This window comes from Haloarchaeobius iranensis, from assembly GCF_900103505.1.
GTDB lineage: Archaea > Halobacteriota > Halobacteria > Halobacteriales > Natrialbaceae > Haloarchaeobius > Haloarchaeobius iranensis.
The window spans coordinates 173,960-197,291 of sequence record NZ_FNIA01000007.1; the positions used below are offsets into that span (position 1 = coordinate 173,960).

28 protein-coding genes, 2 tRNA genes and 2 pseudogenes are annotated in these 23,332 nt (G+C 68.5%); 25 read left to right on the forward strand and 7 right to left on the reverse strand.

Annotated elements, in window-relative coordinates; all coding sequences use genetic code 11:
- Window positions 1-127 precede the first annotated feature (127 nt).
- From BLT27_RS08220 to BLT27_RS08230, 3 genes are read left to right on the forward strand one after another with little or no spacing between them, the layout of a single operon-like run.
- Complete coding sequence (locus BLT27_RS08220; RefSeq protein WP_089732733.1) at window positions 128-1,690, forward strand: glutamate-cysteine ligase family protein; 1,563 nt, start codon at window positions 128-130, stop codon at window positions 1,688-1,690.
- Window positions 1,691-1,719: 29 nt separating this feature from the next.
- A complete protein-coding gene (gene cofD / locus BLT27_RS08225; RefSeq protein WP_089732735.1) occupies window positions 1,720-2,712 on the forward strand; it encodes a 2-phospho-L-lactate transferase in 993 nt (330 codons plus the stop codon).
- A complete protein-coding gene (locus BLT27_RS08230; protein ID WP_089732737.1) occupies window positions 2,712-3,452 on the forward strand; it encodes a tRNA-dihydrouridine synthase in 741 nt (246 codons plus the stop codon). Before cofD ends, BLT27_RS08230 begins: the two co-directional genes overlap by 1 nt.
- A gap of 178 nt (window positions 3,453-3,630) precedes the next feature.
- Here the strand turns inward: BLT27_RS08230 and BLT27_RS20500 are convergent.
- Window positions 3,631-3,852: pseudogene (locus tag BLT27_RS20500) on the reverse strand (hypothetical protein); the annotation flags it as partial.
- Between the two features lie 89 nt (window positions 3,853-3,941).
- Here BLT27_RS20500 and BLT27_RS08240 point away from each other — a divergent pair.
- From BLT27_RS08240 to BLT27_RS08260, 5 genes are all read left to right on the forward strand, one after another.
- Window positions 3,942-4,778, forward strand: a complete 837-nt coding sequence (locus BLT27_RS08240; protein WP_089732739.1) for a triphosphoribosyl-dephospho-CoA synthase — start codon at window positions 3,942-3,944, stop codon at window positions 4,776-4,778.
- Window positions 4,775-5,380, forward strand: a complete 606-nt coding sequence (locus BLT27_RS08245) for a DUF447 domain-containing protein (protein WP_089732741.1) — start codon at window positions 4,775-4,777, stop codon at window positions 5,378-5,380. The genes BLT27_RS08240 and BLT27_RS08245 overlap by 4 nt, the downstream gene beginning before the upstream one ends.
- 24 nt (window positions 5,381-5,404) lie before the next feature.
- On the forward strand, window positions 5,405-5,599 hold the full coding sequence (locus BLT27_RS08250) for a 30S ribosomal protein S17e (RefSeq protein ID WP_089732742.1): 195 nt from the start codon (window positions 5,405-5,407) through the stop codon (window positions 5,597-5,599).
- Between the two features lie 142 nt (window positions 5,600-5,741).
- Entirely contained in the window at window positions 5,742-6,782 is a 1,041-nt protein-coding gene (asd, locus tag BLT27_RS08255) for an aspartate-semialdehyde dehydrogenase (protein ID WP_089732744.1), read from the forward strand.
- 42 nt (window positions 6,783-6,824) lie between these two features.
- A complete protein-coding gene (locus tag BLT27_RS08260) occupies window positions 6,825-7,238 on the forward strand; it encodes a hypothetical protein (RefSeq protein WP_089732746.1) in 414 nt (137 codons plus the stop codon).
- Window positions 7,239-7,457: 219 nt separating this feature from the next.
- Here the strand turns inward: BLT27_RS08260 and BLT27_RS08265 are convergent, their stop codons facing one another.
- Window positions 7,458-8,426 carry a D-2-hydroxyacid dehydrogenase gene (locus BLT27_RS08265; RefSeq protein ID WP_089732748.1) on the reverse strand — a complete coding sequence of 323 codons (969 nt, stop codon included), beginning with the start codon at window positions 8,424-8,426 and terminating at the stop codon, window positions 7,458-7,460.
- Between the two features lie 95 nt (window positions 8,427-8,521).
- On the opposite strand from BLT27_RS08265, the gene BLT27_RS08270 reads away from it, so the two are divergent.
- The 8 genes from BLT27_RS08270 to BLT27_RS08305 all read left to right on the forward strand — a co-directional run bounded on the left by BLT27_RS08270 (window position 8,522) and on the right by BLT27_RS08305 (window position 15,279).
- Window positions 8,522-9,007 (forward strand): YbaK/EbsC family protein, encoded by a 486-nt coding sequence (locus BLT27_RS08270; protein ID WP_089732750.1) that lies wholly within the window; start codon window positions 8,522-8,524, stop codon window positions 9,005-9,007.
- A 71-nt stretch (window positions 9,008-9,078) separates the two neighbouring features.
- Window positions 9,079-11,175, forward strand: a complete 2,097-nt coding sequence (locus tag BLT27_RS08275; protein ID WP_089732751.1) for an acetate--CoA ligase family protein — start codon at window positions 9,079-9,081, stop codon at window positions 11,173-11,175.
- Entirely contained in the window at window positions 11,172-12,227 is a 1,056-nt protein-coding gene (locus BLT27_RS08280) for a phosphotransacetylase family protein (protein WP_089732753.1), read from the forward strand. The genes BLT27_RS08275 and BLT27_RS08280 overlap by 4 nt, the downstream gene beginning before the upstream one ends.
- A 66-nt stretch (window positions 12,228-12,293) precedes the next feature.
- Window positions 12,294-12,611 carry a hypothetical protein gene (locus BLT27_RS08285; RefSeq protein WP_089732755.1) on the forward strand — a complete coding sequence of 106 codons (318 nt, stop codon included), beginning with the start codon at window positions 12,294-12,296 and terminating at the stop codon, window positions 12,609-12,611.
- The gene (locus BLT27_RS08290) at window positions 12,611-12,997 is read left to right on the forward strand and encodes a hypothetical protein (RefSeq protein WP_089732757.1); all 387 of its coding nucleotides are present in this window, start codon (window positions 12,611-12,613) and stop codon (window positions 12,995-12,997) included. The genes BLT27_RS08285 and BLT27_RS08290 overlap by 1 nt, the downstream gene beginning before the upstream one ends.
- Window positions 12,981-13,523, forward strand: a complete 543-nt coding sequence (locus tag BLT27_RS08295; protein WP_089732758.1) for a DUF7504 family protein — start codon at window positions 12,981-12,983, stop codon at window positions 13,521-13,523. Before BLT27_RS08290 ends, BLT27_RS08295 begins: the two co-directional genes overlap by 17 nt.
- A 279-nt stretch (window positions 13,524-13,802) precedes the next feature.
- Window positions 13,803-14,909 carry a pyridoxal phosphate-dependent aminotransferase gene (locus tag BLT27_RS08300; RefSeq protein WP_089732760.1) on the forward strand — a complete coding sequence of 369 codons (1,107 nt, stop codon included), beginning with the start codon at window positions 13,803-13,805 and terminating at the stop codon, window positions 14,907-14,909.
- A gap of 79 nt (window positions 14,910-14,988) precedes the next feature.
- The gene (locus BLT27_RS08305; protein ID WP_089732762.1) at window positions 14,989-15,279 is read left to right on the forward strand and encodes a PRC-barrel domain-containing protein; all 291 of its coding nucleotides are present in this window, start codon (window positions 14,989-14,991) and stop codon (window positions 15,277-15,279) included.
- On the opposite strand, the gene BLT27_RS08310 is transcribed toward BLT27_RS08305, so the two are convergent.
- Together BLT27_RS08310 and sugE are read right to left on the reverse strand one after the other, a co-directional pair.
- On the reverse strand, window positions 15,276-16,727 hold the full coding sequence (locus tag BLT27_RS08310) for a DHH family phosphoesterase (RefSeq protein WP_089732764.1): 1,452 nt from the start codon (window positions 16,725-16,727) through the stop codon (window positions 15,276-15,278). The two genes, BLT27_RS08305 and BLT27_RS08310, sit on opposite strands and share 4 nt — an antisense overlap.
- 48 nt (window positions 16,728-16,775) lie before the next feature.
- Complete coding sequence (gene sugE, locus BLT27_RS08315) at window positions 16,776-17,093, reverse strand: quaternary ammonium compound efflux SMR transporter SugE (RefSeq protein WP_089732766.1); 318 nt, start codon at window positions 17,091-17,093, stop codon at window positions 16,776-16,778.
- A gap of 107 nt (window positions 17,094-17,200) precedes the next feature.
- On the opposite strand from sugE, the gene BLT27_RS08320 reads away from it, so the two are divergent.
- Both BLT27_RS08320 and BLT27_RS08325 read left to right on the forward strand, forming a co-directional pair.
- Window positions 17,201-17,274 (forward strand) — tRNA-Lys (locus BLT27_RS08320).
- Between the two features lie 392 nt (window positions 17,275-17,666).
- The gene (locus BLT27_RS08325; protein WP_089732769.1) at window positions 17,667-18,002 is read left to right on the forward strand and encodes a YrdB family protein; all 336 of its coding nucleotides are present in this window, start codon (window positions 17,667-17,669) and stop codon (window positions 18,000-18,002) included.
- 18 nt (window positions 18,003-18,020) lie between these two features.
- Here the strand turns inward: BLT27_RS08325 and BLT27_RS08330 are convergent, their stop codons facing one another.
- Both BLT27_RS08330 and guaB read right to left on the reverse strand, forming a co-directional pair.
- A complete protein-coding gene (locus BLT27_RS08330; protein WP_089732771.1) occupies window positions 18,021-18,569 on the reverse strand; it encodes a hypothetical protein in 549 nt (182 codons plus the stop codon).
- A gap of 51 nt (window positions 18,570-18,620) precedes the next feature.
- Window positions 18,621-20,114 (reverse strand): IMP dehydrogenase, encoded by a 1,494-nt coding sequence (gene guaB, locus BLT27_RS08335; protein ID WP_089732773.1) that lies wholly within the window; start codon window positions 20,112-20,114, stop codon window positions 18,621-18,623.
- A gap of 247 nt (window positions 20,115-20,361) precedes the next feature.
- On the opposite strand from guaB, the gene BLT27_RS19700 reads away from it, so the two are divergent.
- The 7 genes from BLT27_RS19700 to BLT27_RS08360 all read left to right on the forward strand — a co-directional run bounded on the left by BLT27_RS19700 (window position 20,362) and on the right by BLT27_RS08360 (window position 22,916).
- Window positions 20,362-20,574, forward strand: a complete 213-nt coding sequence (locus BLT27_RS19700; RefSeq protein WP_089732774.1) for a hypothetical protein — start codon at window positions 20,362-20,364, stop codon at window positions 20,572-20,574.
- Complete coding sequence (locus tag BLT27_RS08345; protein ID WP_089732776.1) at window positions 20,571-21,356, forward strand: DUF5794 domain-containing protein; 786 nt, start codon at window positions 20,571-20,573, stop codon at window positions 21,354-21,356. Before BLT27_RS19700 ends, BLT27_RS08345 begins: the two co-directional genes overlap by 4 nt.
- Before the next feature lie 38 nt (window positions 21,357-21,394).
- Window positions 21,395-21,622 carry a DUF5795 family protein gene (locus BLT27_RS08350; RefSeq protein WP_089732779.1) on the forward strand — a complete coding sequence of 76 codons (228 nt, stop codon included), beginning with the start codon at window positions 21,395-21,397 and terminating at the stop codon, window positions 21,620-21,622.
- Between the two features lie 49 nt (window positions 21,623-21,671).
- A tRNA-Trp gene (locus BLT27_RS19705) sits at window positions 21,672-21,850 on the forward strand.
- Window positions 21,850-22,020 (forward strand): hypothetical protein, encoded by a 171-nt coding sequence (locus BLT27_RS19710; protein ID WP_175526418.1) that lies wholly within the window; start codon window positions 21,850-21,852, stop codon window positions 22,018-22,020. Before BLT27_RS19705 ends, BLT27_RS19710 begins: the two co-directional genes overlap by 1 nt.
- A gap of 112 nt (window positions 22,021-22,132) precedes the next feature.
- Window positions 22,133-22,522 carry a hypothetical protein gene (locus tag BLT27_RS08355; RefSeq protein WP_089732781.1) on the forward strand — a complete coding sequence of 130 codons (390 nt, stop codon included), beginning with the start codon at window positions 22,133-22,135 and terminating at the stop codon, window positions 22,520-22,522.
- A gap of 154 nt (window positions 22,523-22,676) precedes the next feature.
- Window positions 22,677-22,916: an AbrB/MazE/SpoVT family DNA-binding domain-containing protein gene (locus BLT27_RS08360; protein ID WP_089732784.1), complete on the forward strand. Its 240-nt coding sequence runs from the start codon at window positions 22,677-22,679 to the stop codon at window positions 22,914-22,916.
- A 93-nt stretch (window positions 22,917-23,009) separates the two neighbouring features.
- On the opposite strand, the pseudogene BLT27_RS08365 reads toward BLT27_RS08360, so the two are convergent.
- Window positions 23,010-23,332 (reverse strand): annotated as a pseudogene (locus tag BLT27_RS08365) (IS5/IS1182 family transposase); the annotation flags it as partial.

Genomic DNA, 23,332 nt, shown 5'->3' on the forward strand with positions numbered 1-23,332 from the left:
GAACGGCCCGAGGGGGAGGGCGGGTGCGCGACACGGTCCCTCGGGAGCGGCCAGTGTCGCCTGCTCGCCACAGACGCCAACCTGCTGACCCACGGGTTTTTAGAGCGCACCCGTCCGACTGTCCCCCATGCCAGACGACGACCTCGCCGAACGAGTCGAGTCGGCGTTGGCCGTCGACCGCGAGGCGTTCCAGTCCGAGGTCGACGACGACGTCGCGGTGCTGAAGGAGGAGTTGAAGGCGGGGACGTTCGACAACCCCCAGGCCATCCTCGGGCTGGAGTACGAGTTCTACGCGGTCTCGGAGCCCGACGCCGAGGGACACGGGATTGCCGCCGACTACCCCCTGCGCCGCGTCCCGCGTCGACTGCTCGAGTTCATCGGCTTCGAGAAGGAGCTCGGCCTCCACAACGCCGAGATGACGACGAGTCCCCAGCCGTTCAACCGTCACGGCCTGCTCGCCCAGGAGCACGAGGTGCTGGCGAGACTCCAGACCGCCCTCGACTGCACCCGACCGGAGGGGATGCGCCTCGTCAGCGACGCGCTGTGGACCATCCCGCCGGAGGGCGAGTCGGCGAGCCAGTACCTCACCGACAGCGTCGAGGACCGCGGCATCCGCATCGCGACGAACATGAGCGACTCGGCGCGCTATCACGCGATGGCGAACACCGACCGGGCGACGACCGCGGGGATGCGCCTCGACGCACCGAACGTCGACCTCGAGGCCGACACGGTGCTGCCGGAGAGCCTCATCACCTCCATCCAGCCGCACTACCAGGTGTCCCACGCCGCCGACCTCCCGACGTTCTTCCGCTACGCGCTCCGCGTCGCCGGGCCGCTCCTCGCGCTCGGGGTCAACTCGCCGTTCTTCCCGCCGGAGCTGTACGACGAGTCGGTCGACGCCGAGACCATCCTCGACGACGCGTGGATGGAGCACCGCATCGGCGTCTTCGAGACGGTGCTCAACGCCGCCGCCGACACCGCCGGCAAGGTCCGGTTCCCGCGGGACATCGAGACTGTCGAGCAGGCGGTCGACCGTATCGCCGAGGACGACACGTTCGTCCCCCTGGAGGTCGAGGAGACCAACCGGTTCGACGACAAGTTCGCCCACTTCCGGACCAAACACGGCACGTACTGGCGGTGGGTCCGCCCGGTGTTCGGCGGCCCGACGCGCTCGGCCGCCAACGCGCGCATCGAGTTCCGCCCCATCGCCGCCCAGCCGACGGTCCGCGACAGCCTCGCGTTCCAGGCGGCGTTCGCCGGGCTGATGGAGGCCCTGCCGAAGCTCGAACATCCCGTCGCGGACCTCGACTGGGAGCTCGCCCACGACAACTTCTACCGGGCGATGCGGGACGGTCTCGACGCCGACTTCACCTGGATCACCAACGACGGCAAGCAGGTGACCGACACGGTCGCAATCTACGAGGACATCCTCGACCACGCGGAGCAGGGGCTGCAGAACCGGGGACTCAGCGACGACGACACGGCGACGTTCCTCTACCCGCTCCGTGTGCGTGTGCGCCAGCACACGACGCCGGCGCGCTGGAAGCACGACCGCGTCCGCGAGCTGGTCGACGACGGCACCGCGTTCGACGAGGCTGTGTACGACGCCCAACGGGAGTACATCGAGGCCCAGGAGGAGACGCTCCTCGCCGGGAGCTTCGCGGACTGGCTCCGGGAAGGCCGGAACTGATTATAGTCCCGACCCAGAACGGTTCGTCCATGGTGACGTTCCTCTCCGGTGGCACCGGAACACCGAAACTGCTCGACGGTGCCGCTGCTGCGTTCTCCCCCGACGACACGACGGTCATCGCGAACACCGGAGACGACATCGAACTCGGCGGCCTGTTCATCTGTCCCGACGTCGACACGCTCGTCTTTCAGGGCGGTGGGCTCCTCGACCGCGACCGCTGGTGGGGTATCGAGGGTGACACCACACGGACCCACGATGCGCTCACCGATATCGCCAACGCCGTCGGCCTGCAGGGTGGGCCCCAGTACCTTCCGGACGACCGTCAGACTGAGGGGCGAGATATCGCACGCTGGCGGCGCTTCTCGGGGGTCGCGGAGTTCATGGAGATCGGCGATAGAGACCGTGCGGTCCACGTGACACGCACCAGCCTGCTCGACCAGGGCGAGACACTCGCCGAGGTCACGGAGCGACTCGCCTCCGGCTTCGGGCTGACCATCGACCTGCTGCCGATGACGAACGACCCGGTCGCCAGCCTCATCCACACGCCGGACGGGATGATGCACTTCCAGGAGTTCTGGGTGGCCCACGGCGGGGAGCCGACGGTCGAGAACGTCGAGTTCCGCGGCTCCTCGAAGGCAGAGCCGGCCCCGGGTGTGCTCGACGCGCTCGACGACACGGTCGTCATCGGGCCGTCGAACCCGGTGACGAGCATCGGACCGATGCTGTCGATTCCGGGCTTCGGCGCCGCACTCAACGACACGACCGTCGTCGCGGTCTCGCCGTTCCTCGGCGACGAGGCGTTCTCCGGGCCGGCCGGGAAGCTGATGCAGGCGGTCAACGCCGAGCCGAGCACCGAGGGGCTGGCGACGGCGTACCCCTTCGCCGACGCGTTCGTCGTCGACGAGAGCGACGGGGCCGATTTCGACGAGCCGGTCGAACGAACCGACATCCGGATCGACGACCGCACGGACGCCGGGCGGGTCTGCAAAGCGGTGGCTCGCGCCATCGAGGCCGTCGAGTGATGTTCGAGCCACGGGTGGCGCTCGCGAGTCTCAGCGGTGAGGCCGACGCCGACTGGGCCCGGGCGGGCAGCGAGTACGCGGGACTGGCCTTCCTGGGCGGTATCGCGCTGGACACGGCGAGCCGCGAGGCCGCCCGCGAGCTGGTCGCCCGCGACCGGAACGAGTTCCTCCCCGACGACCCGCTCGCATTCATCGATGCAGAGCTGGCGTCGCTCGCCGACGCCGCCATCGAGCCGGCGTTCAACGTCCGGAGCGCGACCGTCGAGCCGGTCCGCGAGGCGGCCCGTGTCTGTGCCGACCACGACGCGGTCGTCGAGGTGAACGCCCACTGCCGTCAGGACGAGCTGTGCGCCGTCGGCTGTGGCGAGTCGCTGCTCCGGGAGACGGACCGCCTGGCCGAGTACGTGACGGCGGCCGCCGAGAGCGGTGCGACCGTCTCGGTGAAGCTCCGAGCAGAGGTCGCGGGCGTCGACCTCGTCGCGACCGCCAGCCGGCTGGAGACCGCCGGTGCGGACGTGCTCCACGTGGACGCGATGGACTCGGAGGCGGTAGTCGCAGACGTCGTGGACGCGACGGACTGCTTCGTCGTCGCGAACAACGGGGTCCGCGACCGGGACAGCGTTCGGCAGTACCTCGAGTACGGTGCCGACGCGGTGAGTGTCGGCCGCCCGAGCGACGACCCGCGTGTGCTCGAGCGGGTGCGCGACGCGACCGTCGAGTGGTTCGCGTCGCCCGCCTGAGGCGACCGGTCAGGCCGGTTCGACGCCACCGACCCCGACCCGTGCGCCCCCTCGTCGATGGTGACCGTCCAGCCGTGGGCCGCCGCGAGCTGGCGGACGGCCGGCAGGCCGAACCCGGGACGAACGGGATGTGCTCGTTGCGTTCGCGCGCGAGCGACAGGAAGTCGAGACCGTCGACCGCCGGCAGCCGGGAGTCGCCGACGATGCAGTCGAACTCGTGGATGCGGTCGATGGCGCTGGTCGGGCCCGCGAAGGCGGCGACCGTGAACTCCTCGCGTAGCTTTTCGAGGTACGTCTTCGTCAGCTCACGGAAGTGGGCGTCGTCGTCCACGTGTAAGACGCGTATCTGCTCGGCGCCACCAGAACCGAGCGTTCTCCCGTCGAACCCGCCGTCAGTCATGCGCGAGCCTCGTCGGGGGGTTACAAGAAGGATTCCTGCCCGTCTCCGGTGGCGCGACTTTCATACCGACCTGGGTCGAACTGGTTCCCATGCGGACAGCACAGCACGCCCAACTCGCCCTCCTGCTCGAGGTCGCTGGCACGCCGAAACCGGGGAACGTCGACCGGCGTCGCGACTTCGACGACCTGCGGTTCGAGCACTTCCTCACGGGGGCGGTGGGCGCGTGCGACGGACTCGAGGCGGCCGCGGCCGGTGAGCCGGTCGGTGAATCGTTCGACACCGCCGTCGCGGGGATGAGCCAGCAACGCGGCGGCAACGCACAGTTCGGCGCGTTGCTCCTGCTCGTGCCGCTGGTGCGAGCGGCGACGACGTGGGGCCTCACGCCCGAGGAGGCATCCGCCACCGTCGAGGCGACGACCGTCGACGACGCGGCCGGCTTCTACCGGGCGTTCGAGCACGTCGACGTGTTCGTGGAGGAGCCACCGCCGGAGGCCGAGGACCTCGACGTCCGCCGGGGTGCCGACGCGATTCCGGCGCTTCGGGACCGGGAGCTGACCCTCTACGACGTGATGGAGCTGAGCGCCCCAGAGGACGGAGTCGCGGCCGAGTGGACGAACGACTTCCGGCGGACGTTCGCGGCCGCGGAGACGGTCCGGGACGGCGACGGACCGGTCCCGGACCGTGTCGCCGAGGCGTTCATCGAACTGCTCGCCCGGGAGCCGGACACGATGGTCGCGAAACAACACGGTCCCGCGGTCGCCGAGTCCGTCCGCGAGCGGGCAGCGATGCTCCGCCACGCGGCTCGGGACGAGCGCGAGGCGTTCGCGGACGAGCTGGTCGAACGCGGCGTGAACCCGGGGACGATGGCGGACATCACGGCGGCGGCGACGTTCGTCGCGCTGGAACGTGACGGGGTGGTGCCGTGAGCGCCGGGGAGCCGACCGACGCCGACTGGCCGCTCGCCCTCCGGGGGGTCACCGAGTCGGTCGTCGCGACGGAGGGCCCGAACGGCCGCTGGAACCTGGCCGCGCTCGGGCTCCACGCCGGCGACCCGGTGACCGCTCGGACGTGGGGGCGGACCCGGACCAGGCTGAACTTCGACCGACGCGGCGGTGGTGTCGTGCAGTTCACCCGCGACCCGGTCGACTTCACCCGCGCGGCGCTCGACGTGTACGAGCGCCAGGAGCCGGTGCTCGACAGCGCACGAGCCTGGGCCCGCGTCGAGGCTGAACGCGTCACGACCGGCGACGACGGGAGCACCGAGTGGGCCGACTGGCGGCTCCACCCGGTCGAGTCGGCGGTCGAATCGCGGTCCGTCGAGCCGGTGAACCGCGCGTTCGGTGCCGTCGTCGAGGCGACAGTCGCCGCGTCCAGGCTCGACGTGCCGTCGTACGACGAGACGACGCTCCGACAGCGACTCTCGTACTTCGAGGCCGTGGTCGAGCGCTGTGGAGGCAAGCGCGAGCGCGAGGCGATGGCGCTCATCGGCTCGCTGACGGACTGGAAGACGGAGAACGAATCATTTTAGGGGGCGAACGAGGAACGAAGGGGTATGGCAATCAAGCCCGACTACGTGAAGAAGACGGGGAACATCCTCCTCGAGCGATACCCCAACGCGTTCACAGACGACTTCGACATGAACAAAAAGAGCGTCACGAAGCTCACCAACATCGAGTCTAAGGGCGTCCGGAACCGCATCGCGGGCTACGTCGCCCGGAAGAGGGGTAACGCGGCCGCCGAACAGTAACTGCGACTCTCTCTGCGGACGTAGGTGCGGTCCCAGCCCGCGGGCAGGGCGACCCGCGGGCGACACGAGCCGTCTCCACGACGGCAGCAATCACTGACAACACCCGAAGGGTTTTCTCCCGCCGGGGCCGAGGGCATCAGCAATGACCGTACAGGTAGGCATCCTCGGCGCGACGGGTGCCGTCGGCCAGCGCCTCGTACAGCTCCTCGCACCACACGACGACTTCGAGCTCGCCGCGCTCACGGCGAGTACGGCCAGTGCCGGTGAACTGTACCGCGACGCCGCCAAGTGGCGCGTCGACGCCCCCATCCCGGACCACGTGGCCGAGATGACCGTCACCGAGACCGACCCCGACGCCGTCCCCGACGACGTGGCCCTGCTGTTCTCCTCGCTCCCCTCTTCGGTCGGTGCCGACGTCGAGCCCGCGTTCTGCGAGGCGGGCTACGTCCTCTCCTCGAACTCCTCGAACGCCCGGATGGCCGACGACGTGCCGCTGGTCGTCCCGGAGGTCAACGCCGGCCACCTCGACCTGCTGGAGGTCCAGCGCGATGAACGCGGCTGGGACGGCGCGCTGGTGAAGAACCCGAACTGCTCGACCATCACCTTCGTGCCGACGCTCGCCGCGCTCGCCGACGCCGGCCACGACCTCGAGCGCGTCCACGTCGCGACGCTCCAGGCCGTCTCCGGCGCGGGCTACGACGGCGTCAGCTCGATGGAGATCATCGACAACGCGGTCCCCCACATCGGCGGCGAGGAGGAGAAGCTGGAGACCGAGTCCCGCAAGCTCCTCGGCGAGTTCGACGGCGTCACCGTCGACGAGCACGACGTCGGCGTCTCGGCGTCCTGCAACCGCATCCCGACCATCGACGGCCACCTGGAGAACGTCTGGGTCGAGGCCGCGGAGGAGCTCACGCCCGCCGACGCGACGGACGCGATGGCGGCGTACCCGAGCCTCGACCTGCCGTCCTCCCCCGAGCCGCTCATCCACGTGTTCGACGAGCCGGACCGGCCCCAGCCCCGGCTCGACCGCACCGTGGGCGGCGGCATGGCCGTCGCGGCCGGCGGCTTCCAGGAGTCGACGTTCGGCCTCCAGTACAACTGCCTCGCGCACAACACCATCCGCGGTGCGGCCGGCGCGAGCGTGCTGAACGGGGAACTGCTGCTCTCGGAAGGCTACCTGTAGCGGTCGGAAAGACATACATGGCAGCGGTGTACAGCTCGTGATATGTCCGATTCGGACGAGGAACGGTTCTTCCCCCGTGAGACCGTCGTCCACGTCAACATCGTCGTCGGTGCTTGGGCGCTGCTGACGCTGGTTTCCGCCATGGTCAGCGGCCCCGCCGTCTCCACCGCTGTCTCGGTCGGATTCGCCGCCATCGCGTTCGGTGGCTCCCACCTCTACCTCTGGTTCCGTGGCGAGGACGGCGAGGTGCCGGTCGGTTCACGCGCCCGCTGGGTGCTGACCCTGTACGCCATCGTCGCGCTCTTCTTCATCTTCAACTACTTCGGTGATTCGATACACGGCATCGTCGGTTTGGACCCCGGGGACCTCGGGTTCGCAACCGGGTTGTTGCTCCTCGTCGGCTACTTCGTCGTGGAGGGCCGCGCCGCCTATCGCGATAGCTATCCGGAGGAGTGAACACGGATGTCTCTCCAACCTGAACCCTACAGCGGCACCTGGTTCGCGAGCCCGTCCGGACCATCTCTTTCGTCGTCGGGTTCCCTCGCTGCGCTCGCTCGGGAACCGCTCCTCGAAAAACATGGATGAAAAAGGCCGGCGACTCGCGGTGCTCGTCGCCGGGGAACCGTGCTCACTCCGTTCGCGCGGACGATTCCGCACCGCCGCGCTATCTGGGTCCTACAGCGGCACCTGGTTCGCGAGCCCGTCGTACTCCCCGGACTCGGTGACGTGGCGGACGTTCGAGGCGACGATGTCTGCGAGGCGCCCGTAGTACTCGGGGGTGTGGCCGGCGTTGTGCGGCGTTATCTGGACGTTCCCGAGGTCCCAGAGTTCGTGGTCCGCCGGCAGCGGCTCCGGGTCGGTCACGTCGAGCGACGCGCCGCGGATCCAGCCGCGCTGGAGCGCGGTGACGAGCGCGTCGGTGTCGAGGACGGGGCCACGGGCGACGTTGACGACGACGGCCTCGGGCGGCAGGGTGACCAGCTCTGAGGTGCCGATGAGCCCCTGCGTCGTCTCGGTCAGGGGGCAGGCGAGCACGAGGTACTCCGTCTCGGCGAGGGCATCGTGGAGGTCGTCGTCCTCGAAGCCCACGACGCGGTCGGTCGGGCCGCCCTTCTCCGGCGAGTAGCGCACACCGATGGTCTCCACGTCGAAGCCTGCGAGTCGGTTGACCGTCGATTCGCCGATTGCGCCGAGGCCCACCACGGTGACGGTCGAGCCCTGGAGCTCGTGGGTCTCGAACGACCGCCACTCGTTGCGCCGCTGTCGGCGGAAGCCCTCGTGGAAGCGCCGGGAGAACGCGAGGATGGCGCCGAGGACGTGCTCGCCGATGTTCGGGCCGTGGACGCCCGAGGCGTTGGTGACGGTCACGTCGAGCTGGGCCAGGCGCTCGCGCGGGAGGTGGCCCGTGCCGGCGTAGCCGCAGGCGAACAGCCGCAGCGCCTCGGCCTCGTCCAGCAGGTCGTCGGTGAGCCACATTCCCGTGACGATCTCGGCGTCGCGGATCCCCTCGCGCTCCTGTTCGGGGGTGCGTGCGAGCGTGACCTCGTGGTGGGGGAGCCGCTCCCGCAACGCCGCAGCGTACTGCTCGATGGGCATCCCGTGGGCGGCCTTCCGGAGGACGAGGACGTCGGGCCTGTCGGTCATGCTCGCACCCACTCGGGGCGGCTACAAAACTCTCCGCCCTAGCAGGGTTGCCCGATTGCGTGGCTTTATGCGGGGCTGTACCACACCGGTACGGTATGCACTCGACTGCAGCCCGGTTCGCGGACCGTGCACGCGAGGAGTACGGGTTCGACCCCGAGGTGACGGAGTTCCCGGAGGGGACGAAGACCGCCGCCGACGCGGCGGCAGCCATCGGCTGTGAGGTCGCACAGATCGGGAGCAGCATCGTCCTCGTCGTCGACGCCGACACGGACGACGAGCAGGTGGTCGTCTCGGTCACCTCGGGTGCGAACCGCGTGGACACCGACAAGCTGGCCGACCTCGTGGGCGGTGAGACTGCCCGGATGGCCGAGCCAGCGGAGGTGAAGGCGGCGACTGGCTGGAGCATCGGCGGCGTCCCGCCGTTCTGCCACGAGGGCGACCTGCCGGTGTTCGTCGACGAGACGCTGCAGGAGTTCGAGACGGTGTGGGTGGCCGCCGGGACGCCCGACGCGGTGTTCCCGCTTTCACCCGGCGAGCTCGCCGAGCTGTCCGGTGGGACCGTCGCCCACGTGGCCGAGTAGCATCACGAACCACGGTCTGTTCCGACGACGGATACGTACATTTATCGGCGAGCCGACTGTCGGTTCGAACGATGGGAACGCTGTCAGGACTGTTCGCGCCGGAGCGTGTCGCCGTGGTCGGAGCGACCGACCGCGAGGGCTCGGTCGGGCGTGCGATACTGGAGAACCTCGGCGCGTTCGACGGTGACGTCGTCGCCGTGAACCCGAACCGCGAGGACGTGCTCGGCTACCGCTGCTACGCCGACGTGGCGAGCGTCGGCGAGCCCGTGGACCTCGCGGTCGTGGTCGTGCCACCGTCGATCGCCGTCCCGGTGGTGCGTGAGGCCGCCGAGGCCGGGGTCGAGAACGTCGTCGTCGTCACCGCCGGGTTCAGCGAGACCGGCGCGGACGGCGCGTCGCGCGAGGGAGAGCTGAAGGCCGTCGCCGCGGAGTACGACCTCAACCTCGTCGGCCCGAACTGCCTCGGCGTGATGAACACGACCGTCGACATGAACGCGACGTTCGGCCCGGAGATGGCGCTGCCCGGCTCGGTGTCGTTCATGAGCCAGTCGGGGGCGTTCATCACGGCCGTCCTGGACTGGGCGGCGGACCAGGGTATCGGCTTCAAGGACGTCGTCTCGCTGGGGAACAAGGCGGTCCTCGACGAGACTGACTTCGTCCGCGAGTGGGGCGACGACCCCGACACGGACGTGGTGCTCGGCTACCTGGAGAGCGTCCAGGACGGCCAGGAGTTCCTCGAGGCGGCCCGCGAGACGACCCGGGAGACCCCCGTGGCCGTCGTCAAGTCGGGCCGTACCGACGCCGGCGCGAAGGCGGCGTCGAGCCACACCGGCGCGATCGCCGGGAGCGAGGCCGCCTACGAGGCGGGGCTGGAGCAGGCGGGCGTGCTCCGGGCCGACTCGGTGCAGGAGCTGTTCGACTCGGCGCGCGCGCTCTCGGGGCTGCCGCTGCCAGATTCGGACGACGTGGCCGTGGTCACGAACGCCGGCGGGCCGGGAGTGATGGCGACGGACGCCATCGGCGACTCGACGCTGTCGCTCGCGAGCTTCGGCGACGACACGCTCGACACCTTCCGCGAGGTGCTGCCGGAGGAGGCGAACATCTACAACCCGGTCGACGTCATCGGTGACGCCTCCGTCGAACGGTTCACGACGGCGGTCGACGCCGCGCTCTCCGACCCGAACGTCTCCTCGGCTGTCGTCGTCAGCGCACCGACCGCCGTGCTCGACTTCGAGGAACTCGCCGAGGCGCTCGTCGACGTGCAGGCCGAACACGGGAAACCGGTCGTCGCGAGCCTGATGGGCGGCTCTCGGACCGAGCCGGCGGTCGAGAAACTGCGGACGGCGGGCATCCCGAACTACTTCGACCCTGCACGAGCCGTCGACAGCCTCGACGCGCTCGCACGCCAGCGCCGCATCACCGAGCGCGAGTACGTCGAGCCGACCACGTTCGACGTGGACCGCGAGGCCGCACGTGATATCCTCATGGACGCAAAGGAGCGGGACGACAACCGCCTCGGCGTGGAGGCGATGGGACTGCTCGACGCCTACGGCATCGAGACGCCGGCCGGTGAGGTCGTCGACGAACCGGCGGACGCCGTGACCGTCGCAGAGAACATCGACGGGCCGGTCGTGATGAAGATCGTCAGCCCGGACATCCTCCACAAGTCGGACATCGGCGGCGTGAAGGTCGGCGTGGCGAACGAGAACGTCTACGACGCCTACGAGGACCTGGTCGCCCGGGCGACGAACTACCAGCCCGACGCGACCATCCTCGGCGTACAGGTCCAGGAGATGGTCGACCTCGACGACGGCACCGAGACGATCGTCGGCGTCAACCGCGACCCGCAGTTCGGCCCGCTCGTGCTGTTCGGTCTCGGCGGCATCTTCGTCGAGGTGCTGGAGGACACGACGCTCCGGGTCGCGCCCGTCTCCGAACCGGAGGCCCGCGAGATGATAGACGAGGTGAAGGCGGCACCGCTGCTCCGCGGGGCGCGGGGTCGGACCCCCGCCGACGTGGAGGGCGTCATCGAGACCATCCAGCGACTCTCACAGCTCGTCACCGACTTCCCCGCGATACTGGAACTGGACATCAACCCACTCGTCGCCGGTCCGGACGGGGTCCGGGCGGTCGACGTCAGACTCACGGTCGACACCGATCAACTATGAACCCGTTACTCGTCACCGCGAACGAAGAGAGCACCGGCAAGACGGCGGTCACGCTCGCACTCGCCCAGGCGGCGCGCGAGCGAGGCACCGACGTCGGCTACATGAAACCCAAGGGCACCCGGCTCCAGTCGAACGTCGGCAAGACGCTCGACGAGGACCCGATGCTCGCCCGCGAACTGCTCGACCTCGACGCCGAGATGCACGAGCTCGAACCCGTCGTCTACTCGCCGACGTTCGTCCAGGAGGCCATCCGGGGCCGCGAGACAGCCACCGAGGTCCGAGAGCGCATCCAGGAGGCGTACGACGGGCTCGCCGCGGACCACGACCGGCTGTTCGTCGAGGGGGGCGGCCTGACCGCCGGCAAGGTGCTCGACATCGCCGACGGCGACCTGGCCGAGCTGCTCGACGCGTCGGTCCTGCTCGTCTGCCCGTACGACTCGGTGACGGACGTGGACGACGTGCTCGCGGCGGTCGACGACCTGGATGGCTCGCTCTCGGGCGTGCTGTTCAACCGGGTCTCCGAGTCGGCGTACGACCAGCTACAGGAGGACGTGGTGCCGTTCCTCGAGGGGCGTGGCATCACGGTCCACGGCGTGCTCCCGCGAGAGCGCGAACTCGCCGGCGTCACCGTCGGCGAGCTGGCGGACGACCTCGGTGCCGACCTGCTGACCGACGTGCCGACCGACGCGTTCGTCGAACGGTTCAGCGTCGCCGCGATGGGGCCCGACGCCGCGCTCCGCGGCCTGCGGCGGACGAAGGACACCGCCGTCATCACCGGCGGCGACCGCTCCGAGATTCACACCGCCGCGCTCGAGGCGCCGGGCGTGAAGTGTCTCATCCTGACGGGTGGCCACCGGCCGTCGGGCGCGGTGCTCGGGAAGGCCGCCGAGAAGGGCGTCCCCGTCATGGTGGTCAACTCGAACACCCTCACGACCATCGAGCGGGCAGAGGACGTGGTCCGCGTCGGGCGGACGCGCGACGCGGGGACCGTCGAGCGGATGGGCGAACTGCTGGCGGGGCACGCAGACCTCGACGGCATCCTCGGCGACTGAGGTCACAACGTTTTTCAGAACGCCACGCTCACGGGAACCAGTGACACGGATGGTGGGTGATTGCTGATGTTGTCGGCCGAGACGTACTGGTTCGTCGTCCAGCTACTCTCGCTGGCAAACGTGCTGGTGCTGACGGTGGCGTTCTGTCTCTCCCTGGTGGCGGTCCGTGGTTTCGCCGGGGCCCCGATCAACGGGATGCTCAAGCCCCTCCCGGTCGCGTTCGGTGGGTTCGTCCTCGTCAACATCCCCTGGGTGGTGTTCGGGGTTGCGAGGCTCCCGGGGTACACGGTCGCCTACGCGGCCACCTTCTCCGTCGCCACGCTTGCCGCCGTCGTGGCCGCCATCAGGGCGATGGTGCTGCTGACCGAACGGAGGGACCTCTGATGGTGGTCGACGTGCTACTGGGGAACCCCCGGGCGGTGGTGAGCAGCATCCAGATCGCAGCGTTACTGACGGCGACCGCCCTGCTGCTCTACCCTGTGGTGGCCTACGCCGAGAACGTCGCCTACATCGAGGGGCTGGTCGGGCTCGCGCTCGCACTGCTGCTGTTGACCCTGTCGAACTTCGTCGGACTGCTCATCGACGCCGGCCTCGTGCCGTCGCTGGACCGTTCGGTGTTCGTCCGGACCAGCATCAACCTGGGCGCGAGCCTCTGTGGCACGGCCGGCATCTACTACTTCGCCAGACAGTTCATCGACACCGCCGGCGACGAGTTCCCGACGGCCGAGACCGAGCACACAGGAGGGTTCGAGGATGCCGATGACGACTGAGCGCGACCCGTTCGACCGGCTCACGCCGGGGACGCAGGCGCTGGTGCTCACCCCCTCGCTGCGGTCGCCGCTCTCGACGCTCCCACCGGCAGCGTTCGAGAACCTGCTCGTCGTCTCGACGACGCGTCCGCCAGTCAAGGTCGAACAGTTCGTGCGGGACCGCGGCGGCGACCCGAACAAGGTCGGCGTCGTCCCGGTCTCGGGGTCGCCGGTGGACTACGACGGGGCGCTGTGGACCACCTCGGTCGTACACCCGAACGACCTGACAGGCATCCACGACCGCTTCGAGCGCGCGCTGGTCCACGTCAAACCCGGCACGGGCTGGGTGGTGTTCGACAACGTCAACGTGCTGTTGATGTACGCCGAGCGCTCGGCGGTCGGCCAGCTCGTGGACTCGGTGGCGGCGAGGACGCGCGAACGGGCGGCTCGCGGGGTGTTCGCACTGGTGCGCGACGCCGTAACCGACTCGACCTACGAGCGATTCGGCGGTGGGATGGACCTAGAAGTCGACTACCGCGGGCACTGAGCGAGAAACCGGCGGTTACTTCGCTCACACGTCGGTTACTGGGACAAATGAACAGGGAAAGAACCCTGTACGACGGTCGGCCCGGGCACGGCCGACCGTCGAGGGCCGGATTGTCAGAGGCACCCCGGCGTTCACCCGTAGCGTCCCCTCCCGTTTACACTCATCCCCTGGATGTAGTAGCGGGTAATGAACTATGATATAAATGTCTTCGCCTGATTTATATACTCTGGTGCGTCACCGAACCGAACACTCAACACGCGAGCCGATGAGCCAGGGAACGTGTTCCAGACTATCGCGTACCTCGACTGGATCGACGGACGCCCGGCGGCCGCAGAGCACGACCTCGGGTCCAGCGACCTCCGTGGATCCAGCGGCGACAGGCGGGCCCCCATCCCGGGCCGCCTGGCGGGGCTCGCGGACCCGCCCGCCTCGGTGTGCCTCGCCGAGCAGGTCGCGACGGCGTACGACGTCGACCCGGAGAACGTCCTCGTCACGGCGGGCGCCAGCATGGCGAACGTCCTCGCGATGGCGACGGCCCTCGGCGGTCACGAGCCCGATGCTACCGAGACGGACGGGTCACAGGTCCTGGTCGAGAAGCCGGGGTACGAGCCACTGACGGCGACGCCACGCGCCTTCGGCGGTCACGTCCATCGCTTCCTCCGGACGGCCGAGGACGACTTCCGACTCGACCCCGACCGGGTCGACAGCGCGCTCGCCGACGAGGCCGGTCTCACCGTCGTCACCAACCGACACAACCCGTCCGGCAGCCTGTCCGGGCGGGAGACACTCGCCGCGACCGCCGACCGGGTCCGGGACGCCGGTGGCCGGCTCCTCGTCGACGAGGTGTACGCGCCGTTCACGACCGACCCGTCCCCGAACGGGTTGGGCGGGCCGACCGCGGCGGGCATGGACGACGTGGTTGTGACCGGCTCCCTCACGAAGTTCTTCGGCTTCGGCGGGCTGCGCGTCGGCTGGCTCGTCGCCGACGCGGGCTTCGTCGAGCGCGCCGAACGGGTCACACACCACATGCCGGCGCTCGCCAAGCCGAGCGTCTCGCTGGCCCGGCGCGCGTTCCACCACGAGGACCGACTGCTCGCCACCCAGCGCGAACTCGCCACGACGAACCACGACCTGCTCGCAACGTTCGTCGACGGACGCGACGATCTCGAGGGGACGGTCCACGACGGCGCGACCTACGCACTGCTGGAGCCGACGGCCGCCGACGGGGACACCGTCGCCGAGGCGGCGTGGGACGACGGCGTCCTCGTCGTCCCGGGTCGGTTCTTCGACGAACCCGACTCGGTGCGGGTCAGCCTCGGGCGGAGTCCGGCCCACTGCGAGGACGCACTCTCGGCGTTCGGGTCGGTGCTGGACGGCCTCGCGTGAGGGGGGCGTGAGCCTCGCGTAGTGCGGTGTCACGTGCGTCTGACCAAGTTATAAGACCCGTCTCCACGACAGGACGGATATGAACGGCACTCCACAGGAGATTACGGCCCTCGTCGGCCGGGAGGTCTACTCGAACAACGGCGTGTTCGTCGGCGAGATCGAGGACGTCCGACTCGACGTCGAGAACGAGGTCGTCACGGGACTCGCGCTGGCGAACCTCAACCAGGAGCTGTTCAGCAACCGCATCGGCGACCATCGCGGCGTGCTCGTCCCCTACCGCTGGGTCCGCGCCGTCGGTGACGTGGTGCTCATCAACGACATCATCGAGCGCCTGAAGACGCCGGACGAGGAAGAGGAAGTCGTCGCCTAAGAGCCGTTCCCGGACTCGCCGCTCTCGACGCCCATCGCCTGGAACAGCTTCCGCTTGACCGCTTCCTCCGTGAGCGAGAGGAGCGTATCGCGGTTCTCGTCGTTCGTCTCGATGCCCGTGAAGATGCCCAGTGAGATCTCCGCGCTCGCCTGTGTGGAGTGGCCGGCCGCCTCGCCGATGCCGCCGTAGGCGTCCGAGAGCACCTTCCCGATGTTCATGCGGATGTCCTTCGAGCGCGCCGCGAGGAAGATAGTGTCGTCAGCGATGCCGAACACCGCCGTGGTCGTGATGCCCTCCAGGTTCAGGAGGTGCTGGGCGGCCTGCGCGAGCGCCTCGCGGTCGCGGATGAACCCCGCGTTCGAGACGAGATGGCTGCCCTGCACCTCGCGGTTCTGGATGGCCTCGGCGAGCACGTCCAGCGTCTCCGGGCTCATCGACGGCGACTCGACCTGTTCGAGCAGGTCGTGGTTCGCGAACGGGTAGAGGTAGGCCGCCGCGGTGAGGTCCGCCGGCGTCGTGTCGCGCTTGAAGTCCAGCGTCTCCTCGCGGATGCCGTACAGCAGCGCGGTCGCGACGGCCTCGTCGACCTTCATGTCGAACTCCTGGATGTACTTCGTCATGATGGTCGACGTGGAGGAGACGTTCGGGCGCACGTCGACGAACGACGCGTCCCACTCCGCGTCGGACTCGTAGTGGTCGATGACGATGTCCACTTCGAGGTCGAACGTCTCGCCGCCCTTCGCGTGGTCGACGACGGCCATCGTGTCGTACTGCTCGCGGTCCTCGATGTCGGCCCAGTTCAGCAGTTCGATGCCCAGGAGGTTGACGAACGCCCGGTTCTCCTGATGGCCGATGTCGCCGAGGTAGCAGATGTCCGCCTCGACGCCGAGGTGCGAGGCGATGGCCTGCAACGCGGCCGCGCTCGCGATGGAGTCGGGGTCGGGGCTCTCGTTGGTGAAGATGGCGACACGACCGTCAGCGGCGGAGAGGACGTCCGAGAGCTGTGTCGCGCGGTACTCGAGCTCGCCCGACTCCAGCGAGCGCATCGCCGCGTCCGCGATGACCGAGGACGGGTTGATCACCACGTCCGCACCGAGCTCGGTGAGCTCGTCGCCGGAGACGGGGTCGGAGGCGCGCACGACGACGAACTGGTCGCCGTCGCGCTCGCGGATGTTCGCGACGGCCTCCTTGTTGGCCTCGATGTCCGAGGACATGATGAGGACCACGTCGCAGTCGCGCACGTCGTCCGCAGTCGTGGGGTCGCGGATGTCCGCCGCCTGTGCGTTGAGGTCCTGGTCGCGCAGTGCCTCGACGCGCCCCTCGTCCCTGTCGACGATGAGCACGTCCTTGCCCTGGTCGACCAGTTCCTCGGCGACCGCGTGACCGACGCTCCCGCAGCCGAGAATCGCATATCTCGACATCGCAGCGATGCTGACCCCGGTACTCATGTACGCAACATCTTTCGCCGGGCACACTTAACGCTCCCGACCCTCGACTCAGGCTCCAGTCGAGTGCAGTCCCACGATTCCGGCGACGATGAGGCCCACGAACCCGGCCCGTGCGAGCGTCGCCGGTTCGTCGAACAGCACCACTCCGAGGATGGCCGTCCCGACCGCACCGATACCGGTCCAGACCGCGTAGGCGGTCCCGACCGGCAGGCTCTCCACCGCGCGTGCGAGCAACAGCATGCTGATGACGAGGGCGAGGAGCGTCAGCGCGGACGGCACCGGCTTCGAGAACCCCTCCGAGTACTCCAGCCCGACCGCCCACGCGATCTCGAACAGCCCGGCGACGACGAGGATTCCCCAGGACATGCCTCCCGTCTGTGGGTGCAGGACGTTACGGGTTGCGGTTCGCGGGCGGGCGCTGCCGTTGAATGAAAACCCTTTTTAACACTACCACGTAACGAAGGATTGCACTCGGGCCGGTAGCTCAGTTAGGCAGAGCGTCTGACTCTTAATCAGACGGTCATGGGTTCAATTCCCATCCGGCCCGCTCCTGCGAGGGACGGACGTGACGAGCGGAGCGGCAACTGGGAATTGAAGCAGGGAGGACACGCGCAGCGGAGCGAGCATGCCCGACTGAGGTTCAATTCCCATCCGGCCCGCTTCTCCTGCGAACGAAGTGTGTGATGAGGGCCGACTACCGGTGGGGGTCGTCGCGCCCGAGGAGCGCGTCGGCACGGTGATGCTGCGCACCGAGAGTGCGAGGACGTGTACGACCCCGACGCCCCGCTGGTGCCGACGTGCTCGCAGTCGGCCGGCGCGGCCACGACGCTCGCTCTCCCGGTCCAGTCACTGCTCGAGAGCGCGGCCTCGACGAGCTGTGCGTGACCGAAACGGGGACACCGTCGATGGCTTGAAAGCCGATGCGCCCTGTCCATTCGTATGGTCCTCCAGCCGGCGAACCGTGGCCTCCGGTTCCTGCTCGAGGTGGCCGCACTCGTCGCCATCGCGTACTGGGGGTTCGAAACCGGCGACTCGCTCCCGGTCGGAATCGCACTCGCACTCGCGGCCCCGGCAGTCGTGGCAGTCGTCTGGGGGGTCTTCGGCTCGCCGAAGGCTGCACTCCCCCTCCCCAACCGGTGGCGACTGCTGCTGGAGGGACTCGTCTTCGGCGCGGCGGCGGCGGGCCTCTACGCGGTCGGGCACCCGGTTCTTGCGGGGGTGTTCGCCACGCTCGTCGTCGGGAACCACGCGCTCATGGAGCTCTGGGACCAGTGAGCGGGCGCGTCGCTCCACTCAGCCCGAGTCGTCGCGGCCGTCCCGTGCTCGACCCGTTGGTTGGCCGTACAGCCGACGGGCGAGCGAGCCGAGCGCCTCGATGGTGACCTTGACGTAGAGACCGACCAGAAACGAGAGGCCGGCCACCTGGCGCGTCGACGGCGAGTTCAGGAAGAACCGCATCAGCAGGTAGATGCCGGCCGCCAGCAGCGGGGCTGCGAGCAGTCGGAGCCCCGCTCGACCGAGCTCCTCCGTCGTCTTCTCGAACTCGACGACCATGCTGGTGAACACGTACGCGAGCCCGCCCAGTCCACCGTAGAGATAGACGTAGGGCGGCACGGCGGCCGCCGCGGACGGGTCGTGCTCGGTGAACGCAGGTGCGACCACCCCCGTCGAGACGGCGAGGCCGACACCGGTCAGGACGGCCAGCAGGGCTGCAGTCACGATGCCGACCGACGTCTTGTACCAGCGCTTCCCGATCCACCGGCTGGCGCGCGTTCCCTCGCCCGGTACGTCACTCTCCCTCTCTGCCCCCGTGCCACTGCTGTTCGACTCTTCGGTGGCCATCGGCTATGCGCTTCGGTTTCGAGCGGTAAAAAGCACGAGGTCAGAGAGGGGTCAGTTCCCGTTCGGCGAGTAGTTCGGCGCCTCGTCGGTGATGAGCACGTCGTGGGCGTGGCTCTCGGTCTGCCCCGCCGAGGAGACGCGGACGAACTCGGCGCGCTCCTTGAACTCGGGGATGGTGGCGGCGCCGACGTAGCCCATGCCGGACTGCATCCCACCGACGAGCTGGTGGAGCTCGGACTTCAGGCTGCCCTTGTACGGGGTCGCGGCCTCGACGCCCTCGGGGACGTACTCCTCGTCCTCGTCGTCCTCCTTGAGGTACCGCTGGCTGTCGCCGGACTGCATCGCACCGACGCTGCCCATGCCGCGGTACTGCTTGTACTTCTTGCCCTGCATCGTGACGACCCGGCCCGGGGCCTCGTCGGTCCCGGCGAAGTACGAGCCGAGCATCACGGCGTCCGCACCCGCTGCGATGGCCTTGATCGCGTCGCCGGAGTAGCGGATACCGCCGTCGGCGATGACGGGAACGTCGTGCTCGGCGGCGACGTCCGCGACCTGTGCGACCGCGGAGATCTGGGGCATCCCGGCGCCGGAGACGACGCGCGTCGTACAGATGGAGCCGGGACCGATGCCGACCTTCAGCCCGTCGGCGAAGTCGACGAGGGCCTCGGCGGCCTCGCGAGTTCCGATGTTGCCGACGACGACGTCGGCCTCGACCTCGGCCTTGATCTCTCGGGCGCTGTCCACGACGTTGCGGTTGTGGGCGTGCGCGCAGTCGATGAACAGCACGTCCGCGCCGGCCTCGTCCGCGGCGGTCGCGCGGTCGACCTCGAACGGCCCGACCGCCGCGCCGGCGATGAGGCGGCCGTCCTCGTCGCGTGCCGCGTTGTCGTACTCGCGCCGCTGGAGGATACCCTGCATCGTCACGAGCCCGATGAGCTGGTCGTCGTCGCCGACGATGGGGACCCGCTCGATCTTGTGCTCGTACATCAACTCGAGCGCCTCGCGAGCAGTGGTGCCTTTCTCGGCCGTGATGACCTCCTCGGTCATTGCCTCGCGGACGCTGTCCTGTTCACCGACCTCCAGATACGGGCGGATGTCCGTCCCGGAGATGATGCCCAGCACGACGCCCTCGTCGCTGACGACGGGTGCGCCGTTGACCCCCTCGCGGTCCATCATCTCGTCGACCTCGCGGACCGTCTGCTCCGGCTTCGCGGTCACCACGTCACGGATGATGAGTTCGTCCGCGCGCTTGACGCGCTCGACGTGTGCAGCCATCTCGTCAACATCGAGGTTGCGGTGGATGACGCCGAGACCGCCGTGTCGGGCCATCGCGATCCCCATCCCCGCCTCGGTGACGGTGTCCATCGCCGCCGACAGCACGGGCACCGGAACTTCGACGTGCTTCGAGACGCGCGATGTGAGGTCTGTGTCGTCCGGTTCGACGCGGCTCTCCTTCGGTCGGAGCAGCACGTCGTCGAACGTCAATGCCTCGGGGACATCGAGTTTGGCCGAGAACTGACCGCTGCGTGGAGCGTCTTTCGCCATATAAGCGGTCCGCACGATTCGCACAAAAACGTTCCGAGACCGTCGCCCCGTGACGTGCGGTCGCACACCTGCTCGCCTCAGCATGGTCCGTCTACCCCACCCGGCGGTCTCGGGAATGAACACCATACAAGGCTTGCCAACCTTGGGCGAGATATCGTAGTTTTCGACAGCAGATTGCCGAAGATAGTTCGGCCATGGATGCTGTTGACACAGAATTCTTATTACCGTCACGTCCCGAGTGCGGTGTATGACCGCCGTCACGACGGACGGAGCACGCATCGGTGTCGAGCACAGCGACCACGCCGGGTGCTCGTTTCCGTGCTTCCTCGTGACAGCGACCTCGATGCGTGCCGTGACGAACCGCGCGGGGCACGAGCGCGCGCAGCGCCGGGTCGGGACTGCCGGTGTCGCTCGGCGTCCCGCCGCGACAGCGTCCACCACGAGGGCCCCCGCGGAATGAGCGCGGCTACCCACCCCGTCGCCGGCAGACTCGAGTCCCTCGTCGGCGGCGACGCGAAGCTGCTCGCGACCGTGATGGGCCTCCCGCTCGTCGACGGCATCTTCCCGGCGCTGGTCCTCGCGGGCGCACTCGACGGCCCGCTGGACATCGTGCAGGTCGGCCTGCTCGTCTTCGGGGGCAGCGCGACCGTCGCCGTGGTCCTCGCGGAGATGGAGGGCTCGCACCGGGAGATCGTCACGACGGTCGCGGCCGTCGGTGTCGGCCTCGTCGCACTCGCGACCGTCGAAGCCACGCTCGCACCGACCATCGAGAGCGTCCTCGACATCCACACGTTCGAACGCGCCGCCGCCCTGGTCGTCCTCGCCGTCGCCGCCAAGACCGCCTCCGCGCGCGTCGGCGAGTACCTCCCACGCCCCGCCGTCGTCGTCGGGCTCGGCCTCCTCGTCAGCCTCGACCTCTCGAACCCACAGCTCGAGGTCGTCCTCGACCCGCAACTGGTCGCTGCCGCCGCCGCCGCCGCTGCCGTCGGCGCCGGATTCGCCCTCGGCATCGCCGTCGCCGGCCCACACCTCCGCCGCCGTATGGACGTCGACCGCTTCCGCTTCGGCAGCGCCGTCGCTCTCGGCCTCCTCGCCCTCTCCATCCTCGGCCTCGAGGTCGGCACCGCGCCGCTCGCCGTCGTCGGTGTCGCCGCGCTGTTCGCGCTCGAACCTGGCTGCGCCGACGACCGGCCGGACCAGTCAGCCGGCGACTCGACGCCGCACGCCGACGCCGCCGACTGACCGGAGCGCTTACCTGCGTTCGGGCGTCCTGTTCGTTCATGCCCGACAACCGCGTCGTCCAGGGCCGGATGGTCACCTCGAAGAAACTCGCCGAACTCGTCGAAGGCGACTCCGTCATGGAAGCCGAACCAATCGCCGACGCCGACCGACAGTGCCCCGACTGCGGTGGTGATGTCCTCGAAGTCGTCTACATGCCGAGTGTCACCGAACTCGTCACCGGCCACAAGTGCCAGGACTGCGACTGGGCCGAGGACGACCGCGACTAGGGCCGGAATCGAAACCCCTTTAATGAGAACCGCCAAACGAAGCACCTGCGGGGACGTGGCCAAGCCAGGCATGGCGACTGACTCCAGAGGCCACGCGCCCGGGACGAGACTCCAGACTGATATACCGAGCGACCGACTGATCATCGGCTCGCGACGACGACCCTCTGGAGTTCCGAGGCGCACACCGGAGATATCAGTCGATCGGGGGTTCAAATCCCTCCGTCCCCATGGCATCCTTAAAGAACGCATCGACTTCCAGATACTTCTACCTGCTCCGCGTCGACCGCGAGCACCACCGCACCGACGACGAACCTGACCGGTGCGACTACTGCGGGGACACCATCACCGAACAACACCAGCGGTGCCCCGCACTCGACTACGGAGGGTGCCTGCCATGAACCGGCACTGCCCCGACTGCGGCGCGAAACTCCACCGCACCACCAGCCGCGGCGGCATCCCACGACTCGCCTGCCCGAACGGCCCGAACTGCGGCCGCGGAGGTGACGGTCTGTGACGCCCGAGCAACCCCAGCCCGACCAGCTCGAACAAGCCCGCCAAACCGTCGAAAACCGACTCCACCTCACACCCCTGACGTTCCCCGAAAAGTGGACGCTGAGCACACAGTGGCACCGCGCACAAGCCTCGCCAGCCGAATGCGGACCCGTCAACCCCGTCGAGTTCGACCTACTCATAGGGTACCCCGACACCGACGAACTCGGCGACCGCCACCGCGTCACCTTCACCATCTACCAAGGGGAGCTACTCGCACACTGCGACTGCCACGCCTGGACCTACCACGACTGGTGCACCCACGTCGCCCACCTCTGGTGGCGCTGGAGCCGCAACCAGCTCGGCGTCACCGACCTCGACACCGGCGACGTACACCACAGCCCGCCCTAGTGGCTCCGCGTCGACGACGAACCCCTCGGTCGGGTTCGAATCAGACCCATGCCCCGCGTTCGGCGGTCTCGACAGGTAAAGCGGCCAGCGGGTTCACATCCGTGTTCACACACGGGTTTACACTTTTACGCGCAGGAGACCTTGCACATCGTGTATGTCCGGAGCGATGAAGGCACAACGTAGGGCCGCGCAAGCGGTGGTCGACGATGAAGCAGTCACCCCATTCGGGGCCGGCAACGTACAGATGCACAACGAATCAGCTTACGGCGTCATACCCTCAGAGATCCGCGACGCCCATGGGCTCGAACAGGGCTCTCCCCTCGCGGTCGGGTATCACGCTGAATCGGGCACGATTCTGCTGACGCCAGTCGAAGACGAAGCTGACGCACCTTGACTCGGCTCCGTGGCCCTCGACTGAAGGCCCCGTAACAGCTACAGGCCTAAATTCGAGATTAATCTGCCGTGTTGAATAGATGCTGAGTCATGGTTAGAGAGGTTCACAGAGCGGTTCTATGTTGGAGATGGCGAACATGAGGACGATTTCACGGAACTGTCGATACCAGCCGAGCGCTCGCACGGCATCGCCGAGCGAGCGCTTCGTTGTCGAATACGATGTTTCGGCCATCCAGCGCTGAGAGTAGCCTTTTGCCCGGATGAGCGCGTTATGTCCTAGCGTTAACGGTCTTGATCCACGCTGTAAGATGAGTGGCTCGACACCGAGTGCGTAGAACTCGTATTTCGTGATCCAGTTGTGGAAGGCTTTGTCGGCAGCCACTGATAGCAGGTCGTCCGCGTTCCGGCGGACGACCT

Excerpts from the sequence above, each read along its gene's own strand:
- BLT27_RS08330 (WP_089732771.1), bottom strand. The coding sequence starts at position 18,569 with ATGGCCACCGAAGAGTCGAACAGCAGTGGCACGGGGGCAGAGAGGGAG.
- BLT27_RS08270 (WP_089732750.1), top strand. The coding sequence starts at position 8,522 with ATGCACTCGACTGCAGCCCGGTTCGCGGACCGTGCACGCGAGGAGTAC.
- BLT27_RS08360 (WP_089732784.1), top strand. The coding sequence starts at position 22,677 with ATGTCCGGAGCGATGAAGGCACAACGTAGGGCCGCGCAAGCGGTGGTC.
- BLT27_RS08345 (WP_089732776.1), top strand. The coding sequence starts at position 20,571 with ATGAGCGCGGCTACCCACCCCGTCGCCGGCAGACTCGAGTCCCTCGTC.
- BLT27_RS08220 (WP_089732733.1), top strand. The coding sequence starts at position 128 with ATGCCAGACGACGACCTCGCCGAACGAGTCGAGTCGGCGTTGGCCGTC.
- BLT27_RS08290 (WP_089732757.1), top strand. The coding sequence starts at position 12,611 with ATGGTGGTCGACGTGCTACTGGGGAACCCCCGGGCGGTGGTGAGCAGC.
- guaB (WP_089732773.1), bottom strand. The coding sequence starts at position 20,114 with ATGGCGAAAGACGCTCCACGCAGCGGTCAGTTCTCGGCCAAACTCGAT.
- BLT27_RS08310 (WP_089732764.1), bottom strand. The coding sequence starts at position 16,727 with ATGAGTACCGGGGTCAGCATCGCTGCGATGTCGAGATATGCGATTCTC.
- BLT27_RS08250 (WP_089732742.1), top strand. The coding sequence starts at position 5,405 with ATGGCAATCAAGCCCGACTACGTGAAGAAGACGGGGAACATCCTCCTC.
- BLT27_RS08265 (WP_089732748.1), bottom strand. The coding sequence starts at position 8,426 with ATGACCGACAGGCCCGACGTCCTCGTCCTCCGGAAGGCCGCCCACGGG.
- BLT27_RS08240 (WP_089732739.1), top strand. The coding sequence starts at position 3,942 with ATGCGGACAGCACAGCACGCCCAACTCGCCCTCCTGCTCGAGGTCGCT.
- BLT27_RS08280 (WP_089732753.1), top strand. The coding sequence starts at position 11,172 with ATGAACCCGTTACTCGTCACCGCGAACGAAGAGAGCACCGGCAAGACG.
- BLT27_RS08285 (WP_089732755.1), top strand. The coding sequence starts at position 12,294 with ATGTTGTCGGCCGAGACGTACTGGTTCGTCGTCCAGCTACTCTCGCTG.
- asd (WP_089732744.1), top strand. The coding sequence starts at position 5,742 with ATGACCGTACAGGTAGGCATCCTCGGCGCGACGGGTGCCGTCGGCCAG.
- BLT27_RS08295 (WP_089732758.1), top strand. The coding sequence starts at position 12,981 with ATGCCGATGACGACTGAGCGCGACCCGTTCGACCGGCTCACGCCGGGG.
- BLT27_RS08305 (WP_089732762.1), top strand. The coding sequence starts at position 14,989 with ATGAACGGCACTCCACAGGAGATTACGGCCCTCGTCGGCCGGGAGGTC.
- BLT27_RS08260 (WP_089732746.1), top strand. The coding sequence starts at position 6,825 with ATGTCCGATTCGGACGAGGAACGGTTCTTCCCCCGTGAGACCGTCGTC.
- BLT27_RS19700 (WP_089732774.1), top strand. The coding sequence starts at position 20,362 with ATGACCGCCGTCACGACGGACGGAGCACGCATCGGTGTCGAGCACAGC.
- BLT27_RS19710 (WP_175526418.1), top strand. The coding sequence starts at position 21,850 with ATGGCATCCTTAAAGAACGCATCGACTTCCAGATACTTCTACCTGCTC.
- BLT27_RS08325 (WP_089732769.1), top strand. The coding sequence starts at position 17,667 with ATGGTCCTCCAGCCGGCGAACCGTGGCCTCCGGTTCCTGCTCGAGGTG.
- sugE (WP_089732766.1), bottom strand. The coding sequence starts at position 17,093 with ATGTCCTGGGGAATCCTCGTCGTCGCCGGGCTGTTCGAGATCGCGTGG.
- BLT27_RS08350 (WP_089732779.1), top strand. The coding sequence starts at position 21,395 with ATGCCCGACAACCGCGTCGTCCAGGGCCGGATGGTCACCTCGAAGAAA.
- BLT27_RS08275 (WP_089732751.1), top strand. The coding sequence starts at position 9,079 with ATGGGAACGCTGTCAGGACTGTTCGCGCCGGAGCGTGTCGCCGTGGTC.
- BLT27_RS08230 (WP_089732737.1), top strand. The coding sequence starts at position 2,712 with ATGTTCGAGCCACGGGTGGCGCTCGCGAGTCTCAGCGGTGAGGCCGAC.
- cofD (WP_089732735.1), top strand. The coding sequence starts at position 1,720 with ATGGTGACGTTCCTCTCCGGTGGCACCGGAACACCGAAACTGCTCGAC.